This is a genomic window from Brachybacterium zhongshanense (assembly GCF_055385755.1).
In genome coordinates this window covers 916,647-935,954 of sequence record NZ_AP043790.1, presented here as the reverse complement: position 1 = coordinate 935,954, position 19,308 = coordinate 916,647, and the positions used below count along the sequence as shown (strand labels likewise).

The window sequence follows — 19,308 nt, the reverse complement described above, 5'->3', positions numbered from 1 at the left end:
CCGCACACCTCGAGGAGAGTGACCATGGACATCTCGCTGCGGCCCGCGCGACCCGATGAGGCCGCCGAGCTGTCTGATCTCGCGATGCGCAGCAAGCGTCACTGGGGGTACGACGACGCGTTCATGGATGCCTGTCAGGACGCGCTGACCCTCGATCCGACCGACTGCGACGGCATCCACCTGATCGTGGCCGAGATCGCGGGCGAGGTCGTGGGATTCCATCGCCTCGCCGGCACGCCGCCCCAGGGAGAGCTCGCCGACCTGTTCGTCGACACGGACTCCATCGGAAGAGGCGTGGGACGGGCGCTGATCGAGGATGCGCAGGCCCGCGCGCGGAGGCTCGGCCTCTTCCGCCTCTTCATCGAGGCCGATCCGCATGCCACGGGCTTCTATCGCCACATCGGTGCGCAGCCGACGAGAGCGACTCCCAGCGGATCCGTACCGGGTCGCATGCTTCCGACGTTCGAGCTGACCGTGTCCGTCGACGCAGAGGACGGTGCAGACCGTGCTGACCAGGGCACGGGACCAGCTTGATGCCGACGCCCTGCGCACGATCAGGCCGACTGCTCAGTCCGACACCCATCTCGGTCCGACCAGAGTTCTGGTCTGGAATGCGTGCAGAGGGCCCGATTCCTGACCTCCCTGCTGGCCAAGCGCCCCCTGCCGAGCCCCGCCTTCGAGCGCCATCGAGCGCCCTCGAGCGCCCTCGAGCGCCATCGAGCGCCCTCGAGCGCCATCGAGCAGTGTCCGTCTACCGCCGTTCAATCCGCGTTCAAGCGGCGGTAGACGGACACTGCACCACGACGACGGCATGCGGCAGACGGCAGACGGCAGACGGCTTGGGGCTAACGGCATGGGGCAGACTGCTTGGGGCAGGGGCAGGGGCAGGCGGCTCCCGACATGCCCCCAAAGCGTGTCAACACTACTGAACCTCCTGTGAACCTCCTGGTCAGACCGCAGAATCTGCCGGATCCACAGACACGATCCGGCCTATAGTCCGGCCTATTGTCCGCTATCGCGCATGAGGCCATGACCGGCAACCCGCGTGAGGCTCTGCCCGAGACACGTCGAAGCCCCCGCCGCGACTGCGACAGGGGCTTCGATCTCGGGTGCGCCATCAGGGACTCGAACCCCGGACCCGCTGATTAAGAGTCAGCTGCTCTAACCAACTGAGCTAATGGCGCCGACAGGGGAAGACTCTAGGCGATGCCACCGCTGGATGCCAAGTCGGGATGACGCAGATTACTGCCGCACCCTGCACGGACGGGGCTCGGCCTGGGATCGCCTCCTGTCCGAGCGGGCAGAGTCCTGTCCGAGCAGACCGTGCCGGGCGAAGGCGGTGGCGATCCCGTCCTCCAGCACGGTGCCGGTGATCTCGTCGGCCGCGGCACGGGCCTGCTCGGTCGCGTTCCCCATGGCGATGCCGACCCCGCAGACCTCGAGCATCTCGAGGTCGTTGTTGTTGTCGCCGATGCCGATCGCACAGGAGCGGTCGATCCCGGCCCGCTCGAGGAGGTCGAGGATGGCTCCGCCCTTGCTGACCCCGCTGAGGGACACCTCTCCCCCGCCCGTGCCGATGCTCGGCATGGTGCCGGTGATCACGGTGAACCCCTCTCCGGCGAGCGCGGCGCTGACCCGTTCGAAGGCGTCGGGGCCGCGGCCGAGGAAGACCGCCTTGGCGATCCGGTCCTTCGGAGCCTGTGCGGCGTCGCCTGCCAGCCGCTCCTCCGTCAGCGAGAGCAGCTGGCGCACCTCGTCGCGTCGAGCCGCCGTGGGATGGACGCCGTCCCTCCCCTGCAGCGCGTAGTCGAGACCGAACTCGTCGAAGACCTCGACCATGCGCCGGACCATCGGCTCGGGCATGGTGCGCTCGGTGAGCCATCGGCCGTCGACCTGCACGAAGGCGCCGGCGCTGAGGACAGCTCCGTCGAAGCCGATGGCGTCCAGGCGCGGGTCCAGCTCCTGCGGGGACCGGCCGGTGCTCAGGAGCACCCGATGCCCGAGGGCGCGGGCGGTGCGGATCGCGTCCACGGCCGAGTCGGGGATCGTGCCGTCGTGGGCGACGATCGTGCCGTCGACGTCGAGGAAGACGATCCGTCGGCCGGGATCCAGCTGCAGCATCGGTGCGGGGTCCGTGGTGCGCTCGGCGCTCATCGGCGACCTGACCAGCGTGCGGGGACCGGCGCATCGGGGATGAACAGGCCCTCCTCGGCGAGCATGCGGGCCGTGGTGGGTCCGTCCACGTGGCGTCCCACGGTGGCACCGCCCCCGCGCGGGACCACCGTGTGCATGATCGTGTCCTCGTGCACGTGCACCAGGTTGAAGGCCTGCGCCTCGTCCCTGCCGCGGGTGCCGCGGTCGGGGGTCTGGAGGTCCTGGGTGTAGCAGGTCGCGGAGGCCACCGAGACGGGGATGCCCGCGAAGGTCGCGAACGTCGAGTAGTGGAAGTGCCCGCCGATGATCGCGCGGACGTCGGTGCCCTCGAGGACATCCGCGAAGGGGCCCTGGTCGCGCAGCTCGACGGTGACCGCGAGGTCCTGCACGCACGGGATGGGCGGATGGTGCAGGGCCAGGATCGTCCCCTCGGGTGCCGGTGCGGAGAGCACCTCCCGCAGCCATGCGTACTGGGAGGCGCGGATCTCTCCGTGGGCGCGCCCCGGGACGGTCGTGTCGAGGACGACGATGCGCAGGCCGCCCAGCTGGACGACGCGGTCGTAGGGGGCGTCGTCGGCGGGAAGGTCCAGCAGCTCGGTGCGCATGGTCGCACGGTGGTCGTGGTTGCCCATCACCCAGATAAGCTCCGCGCCGAGCCGGTCGACGACCGGCTCGACGAGCGCGCGCAGGTCACGGTAGGCGAGCGCCTCGCCGGCGTCGGCGAGATCGCCGGTGACGATGAGCGCATCGGGCCGGAGGTTCGTGGCGACGAGGTCCTCGAGCAGCTCCTCGAGGTGGTCGCGGACGGGTGCGACGCCGGCGAGCAGCTGTCCCGGGGGCACGAAGTGCGTGTCGGAGAGATGCACCAGGGTGCGGTGGGCTCGCGGGTGCTCGGCGGCGCGGAGCGTCCGGGGAGCAGGGTCGCTCATGAGGATGTCCTTCCGGTGGTGGTCGGGGCGGGGCCGACGGTGCGGCCCGGCAGGAAGCGTCCGGGGATGCGTTCGTGGACCAGCGGTCCGCCGGCGGGGTGGTCTCCGCCGGCGGGGTCGTCGGCGGTCGCTGATCCGGCTGCCGCCGGCGAGCCGCCGGGCGACGCGGGGTCGGGGTCGGAGAGCCCGATCATGCGGGCGATGTGCCCGATGGTGCGTGCGGCGACGTCCTCCACCGCGATCCGCACGGTCGTCAGGCCAAGCAGGTCGACACCGGGCAGGATTCCGTCGCAGCCGGTGGTGGAGACGTCCTCCGGGGTGCGCAGTCCGGCCTCGTGCAGGCGGCGGATCAGAGCGAGCTGACGCAGGTCGTTGGGGACGGTGATGGCGCTGATGCGGCCGGTGCGGACAAGGTCGATCGCCTCATCGATCCTGTCCTCGCCGGGCCGGTACTCCTGACGGTGCACGATGGCTCCGCCCTCTTCGAGGGCCTGTGCGGTGACGGTGCCGCGGACGAACTCGGGATAGGAGTCCTCCGGTCTGGCGACCTGCACGGCGATGCGGCGGTGTCCGAGCTCCAGGAGGTGCTGGGCGAGGCGACGGGCGGCGTCCTCCTCGTCGTAGGAGACGGCGTGGATGCGTCCGCTGCTCTCCGGTCGGCCGGCGCGGATGATCGGGATGCGGTCGCGGAACGGCTCGAGCTGCGCGGTCGTGACCCCGCCGGTCGCGACGATCAGGCCCGCGACGCGCATGCCCATCAGCCGGTGCAGGCTCGCGACCTGGCGTCGGCCGTGCTCGTCGTGGAGGATCGTCATCGACACCAGGGTGATGCCTGCCTCGGCCGCCGCCTTCTGCAGCTCGGTGAACAGCAGTCCGTAGGCCGGGTTGGAGGCGTCGCGCAGGAGCAGGCCCACCGTGCGGGATCCGCCGGAGGCGAGCTCGCTGGCGGCGACGTTGGCGACGTAGCCCAGCTCCTCGGCGGCCGCGAGCACCCGTCGCCGGGTCTCCTCGGAGATCTTCCCCTGTCCGAGCATGGCCCGGGAGGCGGAGGTGCGGGACACCCCGGCGGCGGCGGCGACGTCCTCGAGTCGGACCCTGCTGGCCGTCCGCAGCTCGGGCCGACGGGCGGCAGGGCGGTCTGCGGTGCTCACTGGGGCGCGTTCCTCTCTCCGGCTCGGGCGCCCGGTCGAAGGCCGTGGGCCGCACCGATCGCGGGCTCCCGGGTCTCGCGGACCGTTCGCTGCTCACGATAGGCGTGCAGCAGCCATGGCCAGTCCGTCTGGATCAGATCCGTCCCCAGGTCGAACAGCGGACCCCATCCTGCATCGGGCCCCTCGGCGAGCGCCCGCTCGTCGTCGAATCCGGCGAACAGCCTCCGCCCGGTGGTGAGGACCTCGGCGTTGACCATCACGCACAGCCCGCGCGTCCGCAGCTCGGCGATCAGAGCGGCGTCGACGAAGGGGTGGTCGACGACCTCGGCGAGCAGCTCGACGCCCACCACGTTGATCTCCGGGTCCGCGAGGAGGCCGTCCAGCTGCCCGGGCTCCGTGCAGATCGGCAGGAAGGCATGCTTGACGGGATGGGCGCGGAGCATCTCGAGGGAGTCCGACGCCGAGGCGGGGCACTTCAGCAGCAGACGGCCGCTCATCCCGATCTCGTCGAGGGCGGGAAGCAGACGGTCCCAGTGCTTCCACGAGCGATCCAGGTTCACGAGCACCTCCTCACCAGAGACGGTGCGTGCGTCCCGCAGCTGCTCCAGCAGAGGCAGGAGGTGCTCGACGCGGGCCGGTCGGTCGGGGCGGTCGGTGCGCCGGTAGCGCAGCGACCCGATCTGCTCGGACGTCAGGCCACGCAGGTTCGTGCCGGTTCCGAGGTTCTCGGGCTCGGTGCCGTCGTGGAAGGCGAAGAAGCGTCCGTCGGCCGACATGGTCGCATCGATCTCGACGACGTCCGCGCCGGAGGTGATCGCCGCCCGCGCCGCGGCGAGGGTGTTCTCCGCGATCGAGCCGATCGCAGTGCCGCGATGGGCGACCACCAGGGGCGCGAGCCCCGTGAGCCGCTCGCCGAGCAGCCGGTTCATCTCAGCGTGCTGGGGCCTGCCGATCGTCCGCGGCCTGCCGATCGTCCGTCGCCCCCCGGCCCCCGTCATCGTCCGCTCCCGATCAGAGGAGCCGAGGACTCCTCCGCGTCTGCGGCCGAAGAGGCCGACGGGGCCGACGAGGCCGACGGGGCGGTCGTCTCCTTGCGGTGCCTCCTCGATCGCCCGCGGGCGCCTCGGCCGTAGACCAGGTACATGGTGGTGCCGGTGATGATCATCAGCAGGACCGTGTACACGAAGGTGTCGGCGCGCCCGTCGAGGTTCGCCTCCCCCTCCGTGGCCGCCTTGATCGCGAGTCCCAGCGGCTGGTAGAGCGGATGGGCGAGGAACACCGCAGTGTCGTAGTCGTCCAGCAGGCTGTTGAAGTTCAGAGCTCCGATCGCGAGCGCCGTGGGCGCCACGGCCGGCAGGAGGATCCGTCGGAAGACGTAGAGGGAACGGGCTCCCATCAGCGAGGCGGCCTCCTCGAGGCGGTCGTCGATCCCGGCGAACGCGGCCTTCAGCAGGCGGAGCGTGAAGGGGATCTCGCCGATCACGTAGGCGATCAGCAGGATCACCGCGGTGCCGGTGAGCACCTGCCGCCCCACGAGCAGGCTGGGATGGTCGTAGCTGATGATCAGCCCCAGGGCGATGAGGGTGGTGGGCAGGATCCACGGGATGTGCAGCAGGTACTCCGTCGCGACGGTCAGCGCGCTGCGGAACCGGGTGAGGATGCGCGCCACGAACAGCAGGCCGAGGACGCTGATCACGGCCGTGAGCGCGGCATAGACCACACTGATCACGAAGGGGTGCAGAGTGCGTCCGTCGCCGAGGACCCGCACATAGTTGTCCAGGCTCATCGCACCGAGGCTCAGCTCGGAGGCCTGGATCGCCCGGGAGTCGACGAACGAGTACAGCACGATCACGATCACCGGCACCAGGTAGACCGCGCACAGGGCGAAGGCGGCGATGTGCACGACGACGTTCAGGACCGGGTTGGCGATCCGCTGCTTGACGAGCGCGGAGGACACCTTGGAGATCGAGAAGTAGGTGCCTCCCTTCTCCACGCGGGTCAGGACCACCAGCAGCACGACGGTCGCGACTCCCAGCACGAGCGCGAGCAGGGCGGCGATGTCGCGGGAGCTCGGGGTCGACGCGAAGGTGAGGATCATCGGCGCGATGGTCTGGAACTCGCGACCGCCCAGCACCTGCGGGGCCGAGAGGGCGCCGAGGCCGCCGAGGAAGGTCAGGATGGTGACGGCGAACAGCACCGGGCGCAGCATCGGGAGCACGATGCGGCGCAGGATCGTCCACTCGGACGCACCCATGGTGCGTGCGGCCTCGATGGTCTGATGGTCGACCTTCGCGAGCGCCCCGGAGACGAACAGCAGATGGTTGGTCGTCGTCGCGAACGTCATGACGATGACGACCGCGGGGAAGCCGCTGAACCAGTCGTCCTCGATGCTCGGGAAGAGGCTCTGGAGCATCCCTGTGACGATGCCGTCGGAGCCGTAGACGAAGCGCCAGCCTGCGGCGAGCACGATGCCGCCGTAGATGAGGGTGGTCGCATAGCCGAGGTAGAGGAACCTCGCTCCGCGGATGTCGTAGTAGCGGGTCACCAGGACGATGAACACCCCGACCACGTTCACGGTCACCGACAGCACGACGGCCAGCAGGAAGGAGTGCGCCAGCGAGGTCATGGCGCGCTCGGAGGAGGCCAGCTTCTCCACCGCCCGCAGGGACGGGGAGCCGTCCGGCGCGAAGGTCTGCACCAGCAGGTTGGCGTTGGGCCAGATCAGGAAGGCGATGATGAACCAGGCCAGCACGATCCCCACGACCCACACGAGCGGGGATCGCGCCATCGACGCATAGGTGGCACGACCCTTCATCGCACCGTCCCGATCGACGCGGGCGATGCTGCGGACGCTGCAGGTGCCGCGGTCGCAGCGGGCATCGCGGTCGCTGCGGCTGGACCTGCGACTGCAGGATCCCCGGCGGCCCGCCCCAGGGCGGCAGGTCCTCCGATGGACTCCCCTGCGGCGCCGCTCGCGGTCCGCGGCGCCTCGACCTCCCGGTCGTACTGGAGCACGGACGACGGATCCAGGTGCACGGTGACCTCCTCGCCCGCCTCACGGCGCGCGGAGCCGTCCTCGCTCTGCATGACCTTGACCAGGCTGCCGAGCACCTCGACGTCGTAGCTCGAGCGCACCCCGTGGTAGCGCCGACGTCGGACGATGCCGGGCAGGCCGACGGTGCGGGCCGACGGCGGGGCGACGCCCAGATGCACCTTCTCCTCGCGCACGTACGCCACCCGCGTCGGGTCGAGCGGCGCGCCGGATCGTCGGGCGATCTCCCCCACCAGCTCGGGTCCGAGCCGACTGGCGTCACCGATGAAGTGGCAGACGAACTCCGTGGCCGAGGCGTCGTAGATCTCCTCGGGAGTGCCCACCTGCTCCACCCTGCCGTCATGGAACACGGCGATGCGATCGCTCATCGACAGCGCCTCGTCCTGGTCATGGGTGACGTAGACAGTGGTGATCCCGAACCGCTCCTGGAGGTCCTTGAGCTGGACGCGCAGCTGCGCCCGGAGCTTCGCATCGAGGTTCGAGAGCGGCTCGTCGAGCAGCAGGATCTCCGGGCGGAGTACGAGCGCACGGGCGATCGCCACCCGCTGCTGCTGCCCGCCCGAGAGGTCCGCGAGGTTCTTCGAGAGCTGGGATGGCGCCAGATCCACCTGCTCGGCGATCTCGCGGACCTTCTGGTCGATCACGGCGCGAGGCTCCTTGCGGACCCTCAGCCCGAAGGCGATGTTCTCGTACACGTCGAGGGAGGGGAACAGCGCGTAGTTCTGGAACACCATGCCGATGCGACGCCTGTCGCTCGGGAGATGGGTGACGCGGCGCCCGGCGACGTGGACGTCCCCGGAGTGCGGAGCGATGAAGCCCGCGAGGGTGCGCAGGGCCGTCGTCTTCCCGCAGCCCGACGGGCCGAGCAGGGTGAAGAACTCGCCCTCGCGGACATGGAGGTCGAGATGGGGGATCGCGGTGAAGTCGCCGTAGTCGACCCGGATTCCGTCGAAGCGGATCATCGAGCTGCCTTCCTCGAGGCGGAACGGTGGTGTGCGAGGGATGTCAGCCGACGTACTCGAGCTCGATCTTCTCGACCCAGCTGCCGAGGTTCTCGGTGACGAACTCCCAGTCGATGTCCTGCCGCACGAGGCTCTCGTGGAAGTCGACGATCTCCGGATCGGCCTGCTCGATCGCTCCCTCGTTCACAGGCATCGAGTCGAACTCCGCGGACCAGGCGGCCTGCACCTCGTCGCTGCCGAACCAGTCGACGAACTCCTGGGACTCCTCGAGCTGGTCGGTGCCCTTGATGATGCCGACCTGCTCGACGACGAACGGCACTCCGACCTCCGGCTGCACGTACCCGGCCTGGAAGCCGTAGGAATCCTCACGGGCGGGGATGCCCGAGGACGCCATCTGCCCGTAGTCCACCTCGTCGTCGGCCAGACGCTGGAAGAGGTCGACGTCCTCGACAGCAGGGCTGCCGTTCGCGAAGTAGGCCTCGACCTGCTGCCATCCCTCGTCGGAGATCCCGAGCTCTCCGGACGGATCCTGGTATCGGCTCAGGATGCCGGCCATGACGACCTGCGTGGTCGCCGTCCCGGTGCTGACCTCGGACTGGTAGCGGCCCTCGTAGGTCGGGTCGTTCCACAGGTCGATGATGTCCGAGGGCGCGTCCTCGGCGGAGGTGCGGTCGGCGTCGTAGACGAACAGGATGGCCTGCTGCACGATCGGCCAGTAGTTGCCGTCACCGGAGGAGTCTCCGAGCTCAGGGTCGATCTCGTCCGACCATTCCGGGGTGTAGGGCTCGATGGTCTCGGCGTCGACGAGCTGGTTGAAGTACATCGTGTTCAGGCCGAAGACGACGTCGGCCACCGGATTTCCGGCCTCGGCGAGGATCTTGTTGGTGGTGTCGCCGCCTCCCTGGCCGACGACCTCGATCTCGAAGCCGGCCTCGGACGCCTGCTCGGTGAGCCATTCGGCGCGGCCGTCGGAGTTGGAGTTCGTGTAGACGATCAGGGGGTCGTCGGAGCCGGACGAGCCGCCGGCGCTGCCGCAGGCGGTCAGGGCGAGGACGCCTGCGGCGAGGACCGCGGATGCCTTGAGGAGCTGTCGCATGGCAGGTCGCTTTCTGTGCGCGGAGCCGCGGTGCGGCTCCCAGGACGGTGGAAGGGCGATGGTCGTGCGGTGCATGGTGCGGGGCGTCGGTGGGGCGTCGGTGCCGACGCGGCCTCCGACCGTGAGGGGGAGCGCTCCCCCTCACAGAAGGACTCTCGTCGTCGAGAGTGACGCCGAAGCGTCGCCGACCGCAGGGGGAGATGAACAGCCGCAGAACAGGGGGAGCGCTCCCCCTCGCGATGATCGGACACGAGGTGCCACTGATCACCACGCTGCAAGGGGTGCGGGATCACCGACGACGCCGAGGATCCCGCACCACGACCTCTCCGTCAGGGCAGACGGAGCAGGGCCTGCATCGGCAGGTGATCGGACGGGTAGCGACCCTCGGCGCTCGTGAAACCGTTGATCGCGGCCCGCTGGACGTCCACTCCCTCCGTGCTCAGCACGAAGTCGATGCGATCACCGCCCTCGACGGGCTCCCCGTACCCGGGGCACGTGCCCCAGGCCGGGGTCAGCTGCTCCTGCGCGCCGTCCCAGGCATCGATCATCGGCCCCTCGACCACCAGGTGCTCATACGCGCCGGCATCGGGTGCGGGCGAGTTGAAGTCACCGGTGACGATGACAGGCAGCCCATCGAGGGGTCCCCCGTCGACCAGGTCCGCCACCGCCTGGGCACTGCTGATCCGGGCCCGCTCGGACTCATGATCGAAGTGCGTGTTGACCATGGCGAACTCCGCGCCGCTCCCCTGGTCGCGGAACCTCGCCCACACGACGATGCGGGTCACGCGGTTCCCCCAGGTGGTCGATCCGATGACGTCCGGCGTGTCCGAGAGCCAGAACTGATCCCAGGCCAGGGGCAGCACCCGCCCGGGGTCGAAGAAGATGGCCGAGTGCTCGTCCTCGCTGCCGCCCTGGCGGCCGTAGCCGAGCATCCGGTGCTCGGGCAGAGCCCTCTCGATCGCGGGGAGCTGACCGTACTTGGCCTCCTGGACTCCGAGCAGGGTGGGCTGCTCGCGCTCGAGGAGATCGACCAGGATCGGCTCCCGATCGGGCCAGTGGTCATCCTCCCCGGGCTCCGTCTCCGCCGTGTTCTCCATACGGATGTTGAAGCTCATGACATGGAGGCTCTCCTGCGGGGCCCGCCCGATCAGGACGTCGTCACGACCGTGCTGCGGGCGACCGCCCGGGTCCTGGTCGGCGGACGCCGGTGCAGCCAGCACTGCGGTCCCGAGGCCTGCGGCGGCCGCGCCGAGCCCGGTCACCATTCCGGTCATCACGGTGCGGCGGTGGAGGGAGAGGGACATGCTGCGCTCCTGGGAGTCGGGGATCGGTGCCGCACGCCCGGGATGGGCGGACGTGCGTCGCCATCCTGGGGAGAGCGCTCCCCCACTGGCGAGACCCCGGCAGAGGTGTTCGCCTGATCGCCATCTGCGGTCACCCCGGATGCGGACGCAGACGCAGACACGACGAAGCCCCCGCCGCGACTGCGACGGGGGCTTCCATCTCGGGTGCGCCATCAGGGACTCGAACCCCGGACCCGCTGATTAAGAGTCAGCTGCTCTAACCAACTGAGCTAATGGCGCCGACGAGGAGCAACTCTATGCACCTCGCGCCTCCGATCCAAATCGTCCGGACCCGCTGTGAGGGAGCAGACAGGGGCGCCCTCCATCGCACGACCTGCACACCTGGACGTCGCCGGGGAGGACCCTCGACGTGAGGGGTCGCTCGCCGGATCCCCTAGACTCGAACACCCGGGCCCGCCCCTCTCCCTCATGGGCCCGCGCACGTCGGCGAAGGAGGTCAGGGTGAGGATCGCCGTCACAGGTGCCACCGGAGTGCTCGGACAGGAGGCCGTCGAGGCGCTCGTCGCCGCCGGCCACGAGGTCACGGGCGTCACGCGCCGCGACTCCGGCGTGCCGATCGTCGAGGGGCGCGGTGCGTCCGCGGTCATCGCCGACGTCTTCGATGTCGAGGACCTCACCCGCGCACTCCGCGGCCATGATGTCGTCATCAACGCGCTCGCCCATGTTCCCGTCGGCATGGCCGGGCTGCGTCCTCTGGCCTGGCGCGAGGACGACAGGCTGCATTCGGAGGCCTCCGTCGCGATCGCCTCCGCGGCCGCGCGGGCCGGCGTGAAGAGGCTCATCCAGGAGTCCTCCGTCTTCCTCTACCCCGACAACGGCTCGGACTGGATCAGCGAGGACGTCCCCCTGAACGTCCGCAACCAGGCGTTCCGCCCGCGGGTGCGGGAGATGCGCGCCGCCGTGGACTTCGCGACCGCGGGCCGCAGCGCGGTGATCCTGCGCCTCGGCCAGCTGTTCGGACGCGACCCTCAGACCACGCATGCTCTCAAGGCCGTCCGCAGCGGGGATCCGATCCTCCTGGGCACGCCGCAGAACTACATCACCCTGCTGCACCACACCGATGCGGGTCGCGCCTTCGTCGCGGCTCTGCGTGCGGGCAGCGGCTTCTACAACGTCGGCGGGGAGCCGATCACGCGCGGACGCTGGGCCAAGGACCTCGCCATGGAGGCCGGTGCCGACAAGCCCGCGAAGTTCTATCCCGAGATCACCCAGGCGATGCTCGGCACCCGCCTGGAGGTGCAGCGCCGTTCGCTGCGGGTCTCCTCGGTGCGCTTCATGTCCGAGACCGGCTGGTGGCCGACGATCGGCCCGTCCACGCCGGGCTGGTCCCGCCGCTGAGCCGGGATCAGAGGCTGCGGATCACGCGAGCCGGGCTGCCGACGGCGACGCTGTTCGCGGGGATGTCTCGCGAGACGACCGCTCCGGCCCCGATCACGCTGTTCTCGCCGATGCTCACTCCGCCGATGACGGTCGCTCCCCCACCCAGCCAGACGTTGTCGCCGATCGTGATGGGCTCAGCGGCCTCCCATCCCGCACGGCGGGGCTCCGGCTCCATCGGATGGATGGGCGTGAGCAGCTGGACATTCGGTCCGATCTGGCAGTTCGCCCCGATGCGGATGTCGACGACGTCGAGGGCCGTCAGCCCGTAGTTCGCGAAGGTACCGGGCCCGACGAAGAGGTTCGTCCCGTAGTCCAGTCGCAGAGGCGCCCGCAGATGGGCACCCTCGCCGAGCTCGCCCAGGAGGTCCCGCAGGATCTGCTGGGCTCCATCGGGATCACTCGGGTAGGCGGCATCGAATCGGGCCGTGGCCTCGAGGCATGCCCGATAGGCACTCTGGATCCCGGGGTCGTCGGCGATGTACCAGTCCCCCGCTCGCATCCGTTCGAGGGCGGTGCGGGAGTCATCGGGGTCTGTCGAGAAGGGCTTCACCATGTCAGCGTAGAGCGACAGGGACCGATGCGTACATTCGTACGCTGTGTGATCTTCTCCCCCGGTGCCGTGCACCCGCCGCAGCACGGATGCCGGTGGTGCGGCGGCGCTCCGAGGGGACCGGTCCTCAGCGGGGAAGACGCATCCCGAGAGTGGGCGCCGCGTCCACGAACCCGAGCGACCGGTAGAGGCTCTGTCCTGGCGGGTCCGCCATGAGGGTGATGTACGGATGCGGAGGGGCTGCCGCATCGATGCGCGAGACGAGGTCCTCCATGACCGTCCGGCCGAGGCCGCGCCGACGATGCTGCGGGGCTGTGGCCACATCGGCGATATGGAAGTACCAGGTGCCGTCCCCGATCACGCGGCCCATCGCGGCGAGGGAGCCGTCGGGCGTCCAGCGGATCGTCGTCCACGCCCAGCTGGCACGCAGCGCGCCGACGGCCTGATCGGGACTGCGGGGCGTGAGACCGGCATCGGCGCGCAGATCCATGTACTCCTGGGCCGCCGGGGCCCCGCGGAGGAGGCGATACCCCTCCGGCAGACCGGTGGGGTGCGGAGCGGGAGCGTCGGACGCGGTCACGCCCCGATTCTGCCAGTCGCCGTCGGGGACGGATAATCGGGGGATGCGGATCCAACCCACCTATCCCGAGGACGACCAGCGCTGCCCCTGCGGCACCGGCGACACCTTCGGCTCCTGCTGCGGGCCGCTGCTGCGCGGCGAGCGGAAGGCGGCGACCGCGGAGGCGCTCATGCGCTCGCGCTACACCGCGTACGCGGTGAAGGACGCCGACCATCTGCTGCGCTCCTGGCATCCGAGCACGAGCCCCAGCTTCGGCGACCTCACGCAGTCGCTCGCCGAGGACATGCGCTGGCTGCGCCTGCAGATCCAGGCGACCACCGGCGGCGGCCCCTTCGACTCCGAGGGGACGGTCGACTTCGTCGCGATCGCGAGGACCGACAAGGGACGGCGCGAGCTGCGGGAGCTGTCGGCCTTCGTGCGCGAGGAAGGCAGCTGGCTGTACGTCTCCGGCGAACTCACCAACGCGCCCGGTCGTCACTGAACCGTTCATGGTGAGGGGCACGACCCTCAGGTCGTGCCCCTCACCTTGAACGGCGCCCCGGAACGGGGCTCGACTCGGCGTCGTCGTGGCCGGTCGTCGTGGCCCGATGCCGTCAGGAGACGGAGGAAGCCTCGCCCTCCGCCGTGTCCGACAGCCTCGCGGGCCGCTAGGCCTTCGCAGCCTTCTTCGAGGTCTTCGCAGGCGTCTTCGCCGACGAGGCCTTCGCAGACCTCTTCGCCGACTTCGAGGGCTTCTTCCCCTCCGAGCCGCCGGACAGGAGCACGGCCGCGGCGACCCCCGCCCCCAGCACGATCACGCCGATGACGCCTCCGGCGACCGCCAGGGTCGCGGAGCTCTTGCCGTCACCGGCGTCGGAAAAACCCTTCACCGATCCGACGAGCTCGTTCTTCCAGCGCAGCGCCGCGTTCTTGGGGTTGACGCGGTCGATCAGCTCATCGATGTCGGCGGCGAGGTTGTCCTGCCGGCGATATGCCTCGTCGCGCATCTCGTCCAGGCTCTTGTTCTTGGCCACCTGTGCCTCCGGGTCTCGTACGGGTGAACTTGGGCGATCGTATCGCGGCGACGACCGGCCGTGCTGGTGCGACGCAGCAGGACGGTCGTCGACGCGGAGGTCCGACCGAGGTGCTCAGGCGTCGGCGCCGCCGGCCCCGGCGAGGAAGTCGTCGGCGCCGCCGACCAGCTCGATGTGGCCGGTCACGACGTCGGCGGTGGCCATCCTCACGATCTCGGTGGCGAACTCGTCCACCGAGTAGAGGCGGCCGGCGGCCTCGCGGCGAGCCTCGAGGGCTCCCGGACGGGCGCGGTTGAGGAGCGTCGCCGTGACCGTCCCCTCGATCATGTCGCCCGAGACGACGACGAAGGAGACTCCCTTGGCGCTGAGCTCGGGAAGGCGAGCGGTGAGAGCGTCCTCCCCGGCGCGCTTGGAGCGTGCGACCGCCTCGTACTCGGGCATGGTCTCCACCTCGTTGATGAAGTGGGCCTGGTGGCTGGTGACGAAGACGACGCGCCCTCCCTCCGAGAGGTGCTCGAGGCCGGCGCTCAGGGCATCGGACTGCGCGTCGCGGTTCAGGCGCATCGCATAGTCATCGCCGAGGTCGGACTCCATACCGCCGGAGGCGTTGAGGACCAGCAGATCGAGGCTCCCGAAGGTGTCGACGGCGGCCTGCATGAGGCTGCGCACGCCCGCAGGATCGGTGAGATCGGCGCCGACGGCGATCGCCCTGCCGCCCGCCGCCTCGATCTCCGTGACGACCTTGTTGGCCCGCGGAGCCTTCTGGCGGTAGTTCACGACGACATTCGCACCGAGCGCCGCCAGCTGCTTCGCGGTCGAGGCCCCGACTCCTCGGGACGAACCGGTGACGACGGCGGTCTTGCCTGCGAGGGCGCTCATGGAGACTCCTGGGGGTACGACTTCGGGAACGCCCGACAGGATACCCGTCGGCGCCTGACCGCCGGAGCCGATATCCTGGCCGCCGCGCGCGAGTGGCGGAATCGGCAGACGCGCTGGATTTAGGTTCCAGTGCCTTCGGGCGTGGGGGTTCGAGTCCCCCTTCGCGCACCCTGGTCGTCCCGCGGGACTTCGTCCGCAGCCCTCTCCCACCGCATCGTCACGACGATCGCACCCCGCTCACCGACCGGATGAGCCATCGAGGATGCCGAGCCGAGGACGCCGGGTCCCCCGAGTCCCTCGAGTCCCTCGACCGAGAGGAGCACCAGCATGACGACGACTGCTGACTTGTCCGGGTCCACGATCCTGATCACCGGTGCGAACGGGGGCATCGGGAAGCAGACCGCGCTCGCCCTCGCCCGCACCGGGGCATCCCTGGTCCTCACCGTCCGCGATCCCGCCGCACCGGCATGCCGTGCACTGGAGCAGCAGGTGACGGCGGCAGCGGCCTCGGGCGCTGTGACCCTGGTGCCGCTGGATCTCGCCGATCTGCGCAGTGTCAGGGACAGCGCGGAGACGATCACGAGGGCGGCTCCCGTCATCGACACGATCATCAACAACGCCGGGGCCACGTTCACAGCTCGGGAGCTCACCCCTCAGGGGATCGAGCGGACGTTCGCGGTGAACTATGTCGGCCACTACGCCCTCACCCGGCTCCTCCTGCAGAACCTGCGGCGAGGATCGTCGCGGGTCATCACGGTCAGCTCCGACGGGCACAAGCTCGTCCGGGGCATGAGATGGGACGACCTCACCTTCACCAGGGGGTACGGGGCAGCGACCGCCTATGGGCAGGCGAAGCTCGCAGAGATCCTGTTCACCCGCGAGCTCGCCTCCCGGTGCGGCAGCATCGGAGTGCATGCGCATGCCGTGCATCCCGGGTTAGTGAACTCGAGCTTCTACGACGGCACCGGGATCGCCGCGAGGGCGCTGCAGGCGTTCGTACGTCTGACCGCGAAGACCCCGAAGCGCGGCGCGGAGACCTCCGTGCACCTCGCGACCTCGGACGACGCCCTCCGCAGCAACGGCGGCTACTGGGCGGACTCCAAGCCCGCGAAGCCCTCCGCCGCCGCTCGGAGCTCGGCGGACGCTGAACGGCTCTGGACCCTCACCGAGGCCCTCATCTCGAGCACCGGCGTCTTCACGGACTTCCCCCCGCCCGCGCAGCAGGGCTCGTAGCAGCAGGCCCAGCAGCAGACTCGGCTGGCCCTCCACCGAAGAGGCTGCAGCACGTCACGCCGGTGCGGGCCCGTCGGCGTCGGCGCCTTGGTCCGACACCTGTAATCTGGTCGTCGCTGACCTGCGCACCGACATGCGCCGCGATCCCGAGGAGCACCTATGACCCTGTTCGGACTCGTCCGCCACGGACAGACGGACTACAACCTGAACGACCTCTTCCAGGGATCCAGTGACATACCGCTGAACGACACCGGCCGCGAGCAGGCGCACCATGCGCTCGACGACGCACCGGCGATCGCCTGGGACGGCGTCATCAGCTCCCCGCTGCTGCGCGCCAAGGAGACCGGCGAGATCATCGCCGCCGACCACGGCATCCCCTTCGAGGGAACCGAGCCGCGCCTGGTCGAGATCGACTGGGGCGAGGCGGAGGGCAGGCCCGTCGCCGAGATGGAGGCCGCCTTCCCCGACAGGTCCTTCCCGGGCCGTGAGGACCTCGGCTCCGTGGTCGAGCGCGCCTGTGCCGCCCTCGAGGACCTGGCGGACGCCCACCCCGGGCGCAGCCTGCTCATCGTCGCCCACGGCACCCTGATCCGCCTCGTCTTGTCCGGCGTCCTCGGCGGGCATCTGCCCTCCATCCCGAACGGGACGCTGTCCCTCCTGGAGATCGAGGGCGAGTCCTGGACCGTGACCCAGGCGGCCGGCGAGCGGATCGCAGACCCTGCGGTCACGGTCCCCCGCGACCGCAGCCCGCGGTTCGCCTTCGAGCCGGAGCACCTGCGACCGCGGGCCGTGCCCGTGCGCGAGAACACGCACTGACCTTCCGGCGTTCACGCTCCCGATTCCGCCCGTTCCGCGATCCCGTCTCCGAGGAGGCCCCTGTGACACCGACCGCCGTGGACGCCGAAGGCGCCTGGTTCGAGCCCGACGAGATCGCCGCGCTGCGGCGCCGCCTGCCGATCCCCTACATCGACGTGGTGCCGGTGCGCACCGATGTCGACGGCTCCATCAGCGAGGTGGGCCTGCTGCTGCGGGCCTCCGGAGTCGGTCGGATCGTGCGCACGATCATCTCCGGACGGGTGCTCGTGCACGAGACCCTGCGCGAGGCGATCACGCGGCACATCGAGAAGGATCTCGGTCCGATGGCGATGCCGAGGGTGCCGCTGTCCCCCCAGCCCTTCACGGTCGCCGAGTACTTCCCCACTCCGGGGCAGTCGCTGTTCACCGATGCTCGCCAGCATGCGATCTCGCTGGCGTACATCGTGCCGATCGACGGTGAGGCGGCGCCCCAGGAGGATGCCCTCGAACTGGTGTGGATGCCCGTGGCCGAGCTGCTGGACTCCACGATCCTCGACGAGATGGAGGGCGGGCACGACATCATCGTGCGCCGCGCCCTCGCCCACGCCGGACTGCTCTGAGCGGACGGGCGCCGTCGCTCCCCGGCAGCGGTCGCGGCCGAGGAGCGACGGCGGCTCAGCCGGGGTTCAGCCGAGCAGCTCCGCCACGTGCGGGGCGAGCGCGCGGAAGGCCCGTCCGCGGTGGGAGATGGCGTCCTTCTCCTCGGCGGTGAGCTCCGCGGAGGTCCGCTGCTGCCCGTCGGGCAGGAACAGCGGGTCGTAGCCGAAGCCGCCGTCGCCGCGCCGCTCGCGCAGCAGACGACCGGTCATCTCACCCACCTCGACCGTCTCGGCGCCGTCGGGTGCCACGAGCGCCGCCGCGCACAGGAAGCGTGCACCGCGATGCTCGTCGGCGATGTCGGAGAGCTGGGCGAGCAGCAGGTCGTTGTTCGCCTCGTCGTCCCCGTGACGGCCGCACCAGCGCGCGGAGAAGATCCCCGGCGCACCGTTGAGGACGTCGACGGCCAGTCCTGAGTCGTCGGCGATGGCGATCAGACCGGTCGCGTCGGCCGCCGATCGCGCTTTGACGAGCGCATTCCCTGCGAACGTGATCTGATCCTCGACGACGTCCGGCAGAGCGATGCCGGCCGAGGAGATGATCGCCGCCTCCGGCAGCCCGGGGACCGCGTCGATGAGGATCCGCCTCAGCTCGCCGAGCTTGCCGGGATTGTGGGTGGCGAGGATGACGCGCGCGCCCTCGGGCACCTCGACGCGCTCGATCTGCCCGCCCGCGCTCATCGCTGCTGCGCGAGCACGTCGCGCTGGATCTGCTGCAGGCTCGCGCATCCGCCGACGGCGAGGTCGAGCAGCGAGTTGAGCTCCTCACGGTCGAAGGGCGCACCCTCGGCCGTCCCCTGCACCTCCACGAAGGAGCCGGACCCGGTGACGACGACGTTCATGTCGGTCTCGGCCACGACGTCCTCCCGGTACTCGAGGTCCAGCAGCGGACGGCCGTCGACGATCCCGACGCTGATGGCGCTGACGGAGTCGGTCAGGACCTCCCTGGTCACCGGCAGATCCGTGTGCCGCTTTCCCCAGGAGATCGCATCGGCGAGGGCTACATAGGCACCGGTGATCGCCGCAGTGCGCGTCCCGCCGTCGGCCTGCAGGACGTCGCAGTCGATCTGGATGGTGTTCTCGCCCAGCGCCTCCATGTCCACGACCGCGCGCAGCGAGCGGCCGATCAGACGGGAGATCTCGTGCGTGCGGCCGCCGATCCTCCCCTTCACGCTCTCCCGGGACGAGCGGGTGGAGGTCGCGCGCGGCAGCATCGCGTACTCGGCGGTGACCCAGCCGGAGCCGGTCCCCTTCTTCCAGCGCGGGACGCCCTCGGTGAACGAGGCCGCGCACAGCACACGGGTGCGGCCGAACTCGATCAGGGCGCTGCCCTCGGCGTGGTCGAGCCAGCCACGGCTGATGCGCACCTCGCGGAGCTGGTCGGGGGTGCGGCCGTCGACGCGGTCGCCGGCCGGGACGGTGTTCGGATTGCTCATCGAGCGGGTTCTCCTCAGATCTCTCCAGCGGACAGATCGAGGATAGTCGTCCCCGGTCGGCGGAGCGTGCCCGCGGCG

General features: G+C 70.2%; 20 protein-coding genes and 3 tRNA genes. 7 read left to right on the top strand and 16 right to left on the bottom strand.

Annotation, left to right across the window (positions count from 1 at the left end; genetic code table 11):
* Positions 1 to 24 precede the first annotated feature (24 nt).
* The gene (locus ACZ5AJ_RS04305; RefSeq protein ID WP_464137403.1) at positions 25 to 534 is read left to right on the top strand and encodes a GNAT family N-acetyltransferase; all 510 of its coding nucleotides are present in this window, start codon (positions 25 to 27) and stop codon (positions 532 to 534) included.
* A 576-nt stretch (positions 535 to 1,110) separates the two neighbouring features.
* Here ACZ5AJ_RS04305 and ACZ5AJ_RS04300 read toward each other — a convergent pair.
* From ACZ5AJ_RS04300 to ACZ5AJ_RS04255, 10 genes are all read right to left on the bottom strand, one after another.
* Positions 1,111 to 1,184: transfer RNA gene (locus tag ACZ5AJ_RS04300), tRNA-Lys, on the bottom strand.
* A gap of 58 nt (positions 1,185 to 1,242) precedes the next feature.
* Positions 1,243 to 2,154 carry a Cof-type HAD-IIB family hydrolase gene (locus tag ACZ5AJ_RS04295; protein ID WP_464137401.1) on the bottom strand — a complete coding sequence of 304 codons (912 nt, stop codon included), beginning with the start codon at positions 2,152 to 2,154 and terminating at the stop codon, positions 1,243 to 1,245.
* Positions 2,151 to 3,083: a phosphodiesterase gene (locus ACZ5AJ_RS04290; protein ID WP_464137399.1), complete on the bottom strand. Its 933-nt coding sequence runs from the start codon at positions 3,081 to 3,083 to the stop codon at positions 2,151 to 2,153. Before ACZ5AJ_RS04290 ends, ACZ5AJ_RS04295 begins: the two co-directional genes overlap by 4 nt.
* Positions 3,080 to 4,234: a LacI family DNA-binding transcriptional regulator gene (locus tag ACZ5AJ_RS04285; protein WP_464137397.1), complete on the bottom strand. Its 1,155-nt coding sequence runs from the start codon at positions 4,232 to 4,234 to the stop codon at positions 3,080 to 3,082. Before ACZ5AJ_RS04285 ends, ACZ5AJ_RS04290 begins: the two co-directional genes overlap by 4 nt.
* A complete protein-coding gene (locus ACZ5AJ_RS04280) occupies positions 4,231 to 5,163 on the bottom strand; it encodes a glycerophosphodiester phosphodiesterase family protein (protein WP_464137394.1) in 933 nt (310 codons plus the stop codon). Before ACZ5AJ_RS04280 ends, ACZ5AJ_RS04285 begins: the two co-directional genes overlap by 4 nt.
* 65 nt (positions 5,164 to 5,228) lie before the next feature.
* Complete coding sequence (locus ACZ5AJ_RS04275) at positions 5,229 to 7,049, bottom strand: ABC transporter permease (RefSeq protein ID WP_464137392.1); 1,821 nt, start codon at positions 7,047 to 7,049, stop codon at positions 5,229 to 5,231.
* Positions 7,046 to 8,248, bottom strand: a complete 1,203-nt coding sequence (locus ACZ5AJ_RS04270; protein WP_464137391.1) for an ABC transporter ATP-binding protein — start codon at positions 8,246 to 8,248, stop codon at positions 7,046 to 7,048. Before ACZ5AJ_RS04270 ends, ACZ5AJ_RS04275 begins: the two co-directional genes overlap by 4 nt.
* A gap of 43 nt (positions 8,249 to 8,291) precedes the next feature.
* Positions 8,292 to 9,344, bottom strand: coding sequence for an extracellular solute-binding protein (locus ACZ5AJ_RS04265; protein WP_464137388.1), 1,053 nt, complete (start codon positions 9,342 to 9,344; stop codon positions 8,292 to 8,294).
* A gap of 329 nt (positions 9,345 to 9,673) precedes the next feature.
* Positions 9,674 to 10,648: an endonuclease/exonuclease/phosphatase family protein gene (locus tag ACZ5AJ_RS04260; RefSeq protein ID WP_464137386.1), complete on the bottom strand. Its 975-nt coding sequence runs from the start codon at positions 10,646 to 10,648 to the stop codon at positions 9,674 to 9,676.
* Positions 10,649 to 10,853: 205 nt separating this feature from the next.
* Positions 10,854 to 10,927, bottom strand: a tRNA-Lys gene (locus ACZ5AJ_RS04255).
* Positions 10,928 to 11,149: 222 nt separating this feature from the next.
* Here ACZ5AJ_RS04255 and ACZ5AJ_RS04250 point away from each other — a divergent pair.
* Complete coding sequence (locus ACZ5AJ_RS04250) at positions 11,150 to 12,046, top strand: NAD-dependent epimerase/dehydratase family protein (protein WP_464137385.1); 897 nt, start codon at positions 11,150 to 11,152, stop codon at positions 12,044 to 12,046.
* Positions 12,047 to 12,053: 7 nt separating this feature from the next.
* Here the strand turns inward: ACZ5AJ_RS04250 and ACZ5AJ_RS04245 are convergent, their stop codons facing one another.
* Positions 12,054 to 12,641, bottom strand: a complete 588-nt coding sequence (locus ACZ5AJ_RS04245) for a sugar O-acetyltransferase (protein WP_464137382.1) — start codon at positions 12,639 to 12,641, stop codon at positions 12,054 to 12,056.
* Positions 12,642 to 12,765: 124 nt separating this feature from the next.
* On the bottom strand, positions 12,766 to 13,218 hold the full coding sequence (locus ACZ5AJ_RS04240) for a GNAT family N-acetyltransferase (protein ID WP_464137380.1): 453 nt from the start codon (positions 13,216 to 13,218) through the stop codon (positions 12,766 to 12,768).
* Positions 13,219 to 13,261: 43 nt separating this feature from the next.
* On the opposite strand from ACZ5AJ_RS04240, the gene ACZ5AJ_RS04235 reads away from it, so the two are divergent.
* Entirely contained in the window at positions 13,262 to 13,699 is a 438-nt protein-coding gene (locus ACZ5AJ_RS04235; protein WP_464137377.1) for a YchJ family protein, read from the top strand.
* Between the two features lie 166 nt (positions 13,700 to 13,865).
* Here the strand turns inward: ACZ5AJ_RS04235 and ACZ5AJ_RS04230 are convergent, their stop codons facing one another.
* Both ACZ5AJ_RS04230 and ACZ5AJ_RS04225 read right to left on the bottom strand, forming a co-directional pair.
* A complete protein-coding gene (locus ACZ5AJ_RS04230) occupies positions 13,866 to 14,231 on the bottom strand; it encodes a hypothetical protein (RefSeq protein WP_464137375.1) in 366 nt (121 codons plus the stop codon).
* A gap of 114 nt (positions 14,232 to 14,345) precedes the next feature.
* Positions 14,346 to 15,110: an SDR family oxidoreductase gene (locus ACZ5AJ_RS04225; protein ID WP_464137373.1), complete on the bottom strand. Its 765-nt coding sequence runs from the start codon at positions 15,108 to 15,110 to the stop codon at positions 14,346 to 14,348.
* 86 nt (positions 15,111 to 15,196) lie between these two features.
* On the opposite strand from ACZ5AJ_RS04225, the gene ACZ5AJ_RS04220 reads away from it, so the two are divergent.
* The 4 genes from ACZ5AJ_RS04220 to ACZ5AJ_RS04205 all read left to right on the top strand — a co-directional run bounded on the left by ACZ5AJ_RS04220 (position 15,197) and on the right by ACZ5AJ_RS04205 (position 17,758).
* Positions 15,197 to 15,278, top strand: a tRNA-Leu gene (locus tag ACZ5AJ_RS04220).
* Between the two features lie 159 nt (positions 15,279 to 15,437).
* A complete protein-coding gene (locus ACZ5AJ_RS04215; protein WP_464137372.1) occupies positions 15,438 to 16,343 on the top strand; it encodes an SDR family NAD(P)-dependent oxidoreductase in 906 nt (301 codons plus the stop codon).
* 159 nt (positions 16,344 to 16,502) lie between these two features.
* Positions 16,503 to 17,159, top strand: coding sequence for a histidine phosphatase family protein (locus tag ACZ5AJ_RS04210; RefSeq protein ID WP_464137370.1), 657 nt, complete (start codon positions 16,503 to 16,505; stop codon positions 17,157 to 17,159).
* Positions 17,160 to 17,221: 62 nt separating this feature from the next.
* The gene (locus ACZ5AJ_RS04205; RefSeq protein WP_464137369.1) at positions 17,222 to 17,758 is read left to right on the top strand and encodes an NUDIX hydrolase family protein; all 537 of its coding nucleotides are present in this window, start codon (positions 17,222 to 17,224) and stop codon (positions 17,756 to 17,758) included.
* Between the two features lie 66 nt (positions 17,759 to 17,824).
* Here the strand turns inward: ACZ5AJ_RS04205 and rdgB are convergent, their stop codons facing one another.
* Positions 17,825 to 18,475 (bottom strand): RdgB/HAM1 family non-canonical purine NTP pyrophosphatase, encoded by a 651-nt coding sequence (gene rdgB / locus ACZ5AJ_RS04200; RefSeq protein ID WP_464137368.1) that lies wholly within the window; start codon positions 18,473 to 18,475, stop codon positions 17,825 to 17,827.
* Entirely contained in the window at positions 18,472 to 19,230 is a 759-nt protein-coding gene (rph, locus tag ACZ5AJ_RS04195; protein ID WP_464137366.1) for a ribonuclease PH, read from the bottom strand. The genes rdgB and rph overlap by 4 nt, the downstream gene beginning before the upstream one ends.
* Between the last annotated feature and the right edge of the window lie 78 nt (positions 19,231 to 19,308).

Coding starts and splice junctions, on each gene's coding strand:
- ACZ5AJ_RS04305 (WP_464137403.1), top strand. CDS start 25: ATGGACATCTCGCTGCGGCCCGCGCGACCCGATGAGGCCGCCGAGCTG.
- ACZ5AJ_RS04295 (WP_464137401.1), bottom strand. CDS start 2,154: ATGAGCGCCGAGCGCACCACGGACCCCGCACCGATGCTGCAGCTGGAT.
- ACZ5AJ_RS04290 (WP_464137399.1), bottom strand. CDS start 3,083: ATGAGCGACCCTGCTCCCCGGACGCTCCGCGCCGCCGAGCACCCGCGA.
- ACZ5AJ_RS04280 (WP_464137394.1), bottom strand. CDS start 5,163: ATGAACCGGCTGCTCGGCGAGCGGCTCACGGGGCTCGCGCCCCTGGTG.
- ACZ5AJ_RS04275 (WP_464137392.1), bottom strand. CDS start 7,049: ATGAAGGGTCGTGCCACCTATGCGTCGATGGCGCGATCCCCGCTCGTG.
- ACZ5AJ_RS04270 (WP_464137391.1), bottom strand. CDS start 8,248: ATGATCCGCTTCGACGGAATCCGGGTCGACTACGGCGACTTCACCGCG.
- ACZ5AJ_RS04265 (WP_464137388.1), bottom strand. CDS start 9,344: ATGCGACAGCTCCTCAAGGCATCCGCGGTCCTCGCCGCAGGCGTCCTC.
- ACZ5AJ_RS04260 (WP_464137386.1), bottom strand. CDS start 10,648: ATGTCCCTCTCCCTCCACCGCCGCACCGTGATGACCGGAATGGTGACC.
- ACZ5AJ_RS04245 (WP_464137382.1), bottom strand. CDS start 12,641: ATGGTGAAGCCCTTCTCGACAGACCCCGATGACTCCCGCACCGCCCTC.
- ACZ5AJ_RS04235 (WP_464137377.1), top strand. CDS start 13,262: ATGCGGATCCAACCCACCTATCCCGAGGACGACCAGCGCTGCCCCTGC.
- ACZ5AJ_RS04225 (WP_464137373.1), bottom strand. CDS start 15,110: ATGAGCGCCCTCGCAGGCAAGACCGCCGTCGTCACCGGTTCGTCCCGA.
- ACZ5AJ_RS04215 (WP_464137372.1), top strand. CDS start 15,438: ATGACGACGACTGCTGACTTGTCCGGGTCCACGATCCTGATCACCGGT.
- ACZ5AJ_RS04210 (WP_464137370.1), top strand. CDS start 16,503: ATGACCCTGTTCGGACTCGTCCGCCACGGACAGACGGACTACAACCTG.
- rdgB (WP_464137368.1), bottom strand. CDS start 18,475: ATGAGCGCGGGCGGGCAGATCGAGCGCGTCGAGGTGCCCGAGGGCGCG.
- rph (WP_464137366.1), bottom strand. CDS start 19,230: ATGAGCAATCCGAACACCGTCCCGGCCGGCGACCGCGTCGACGGCCGC.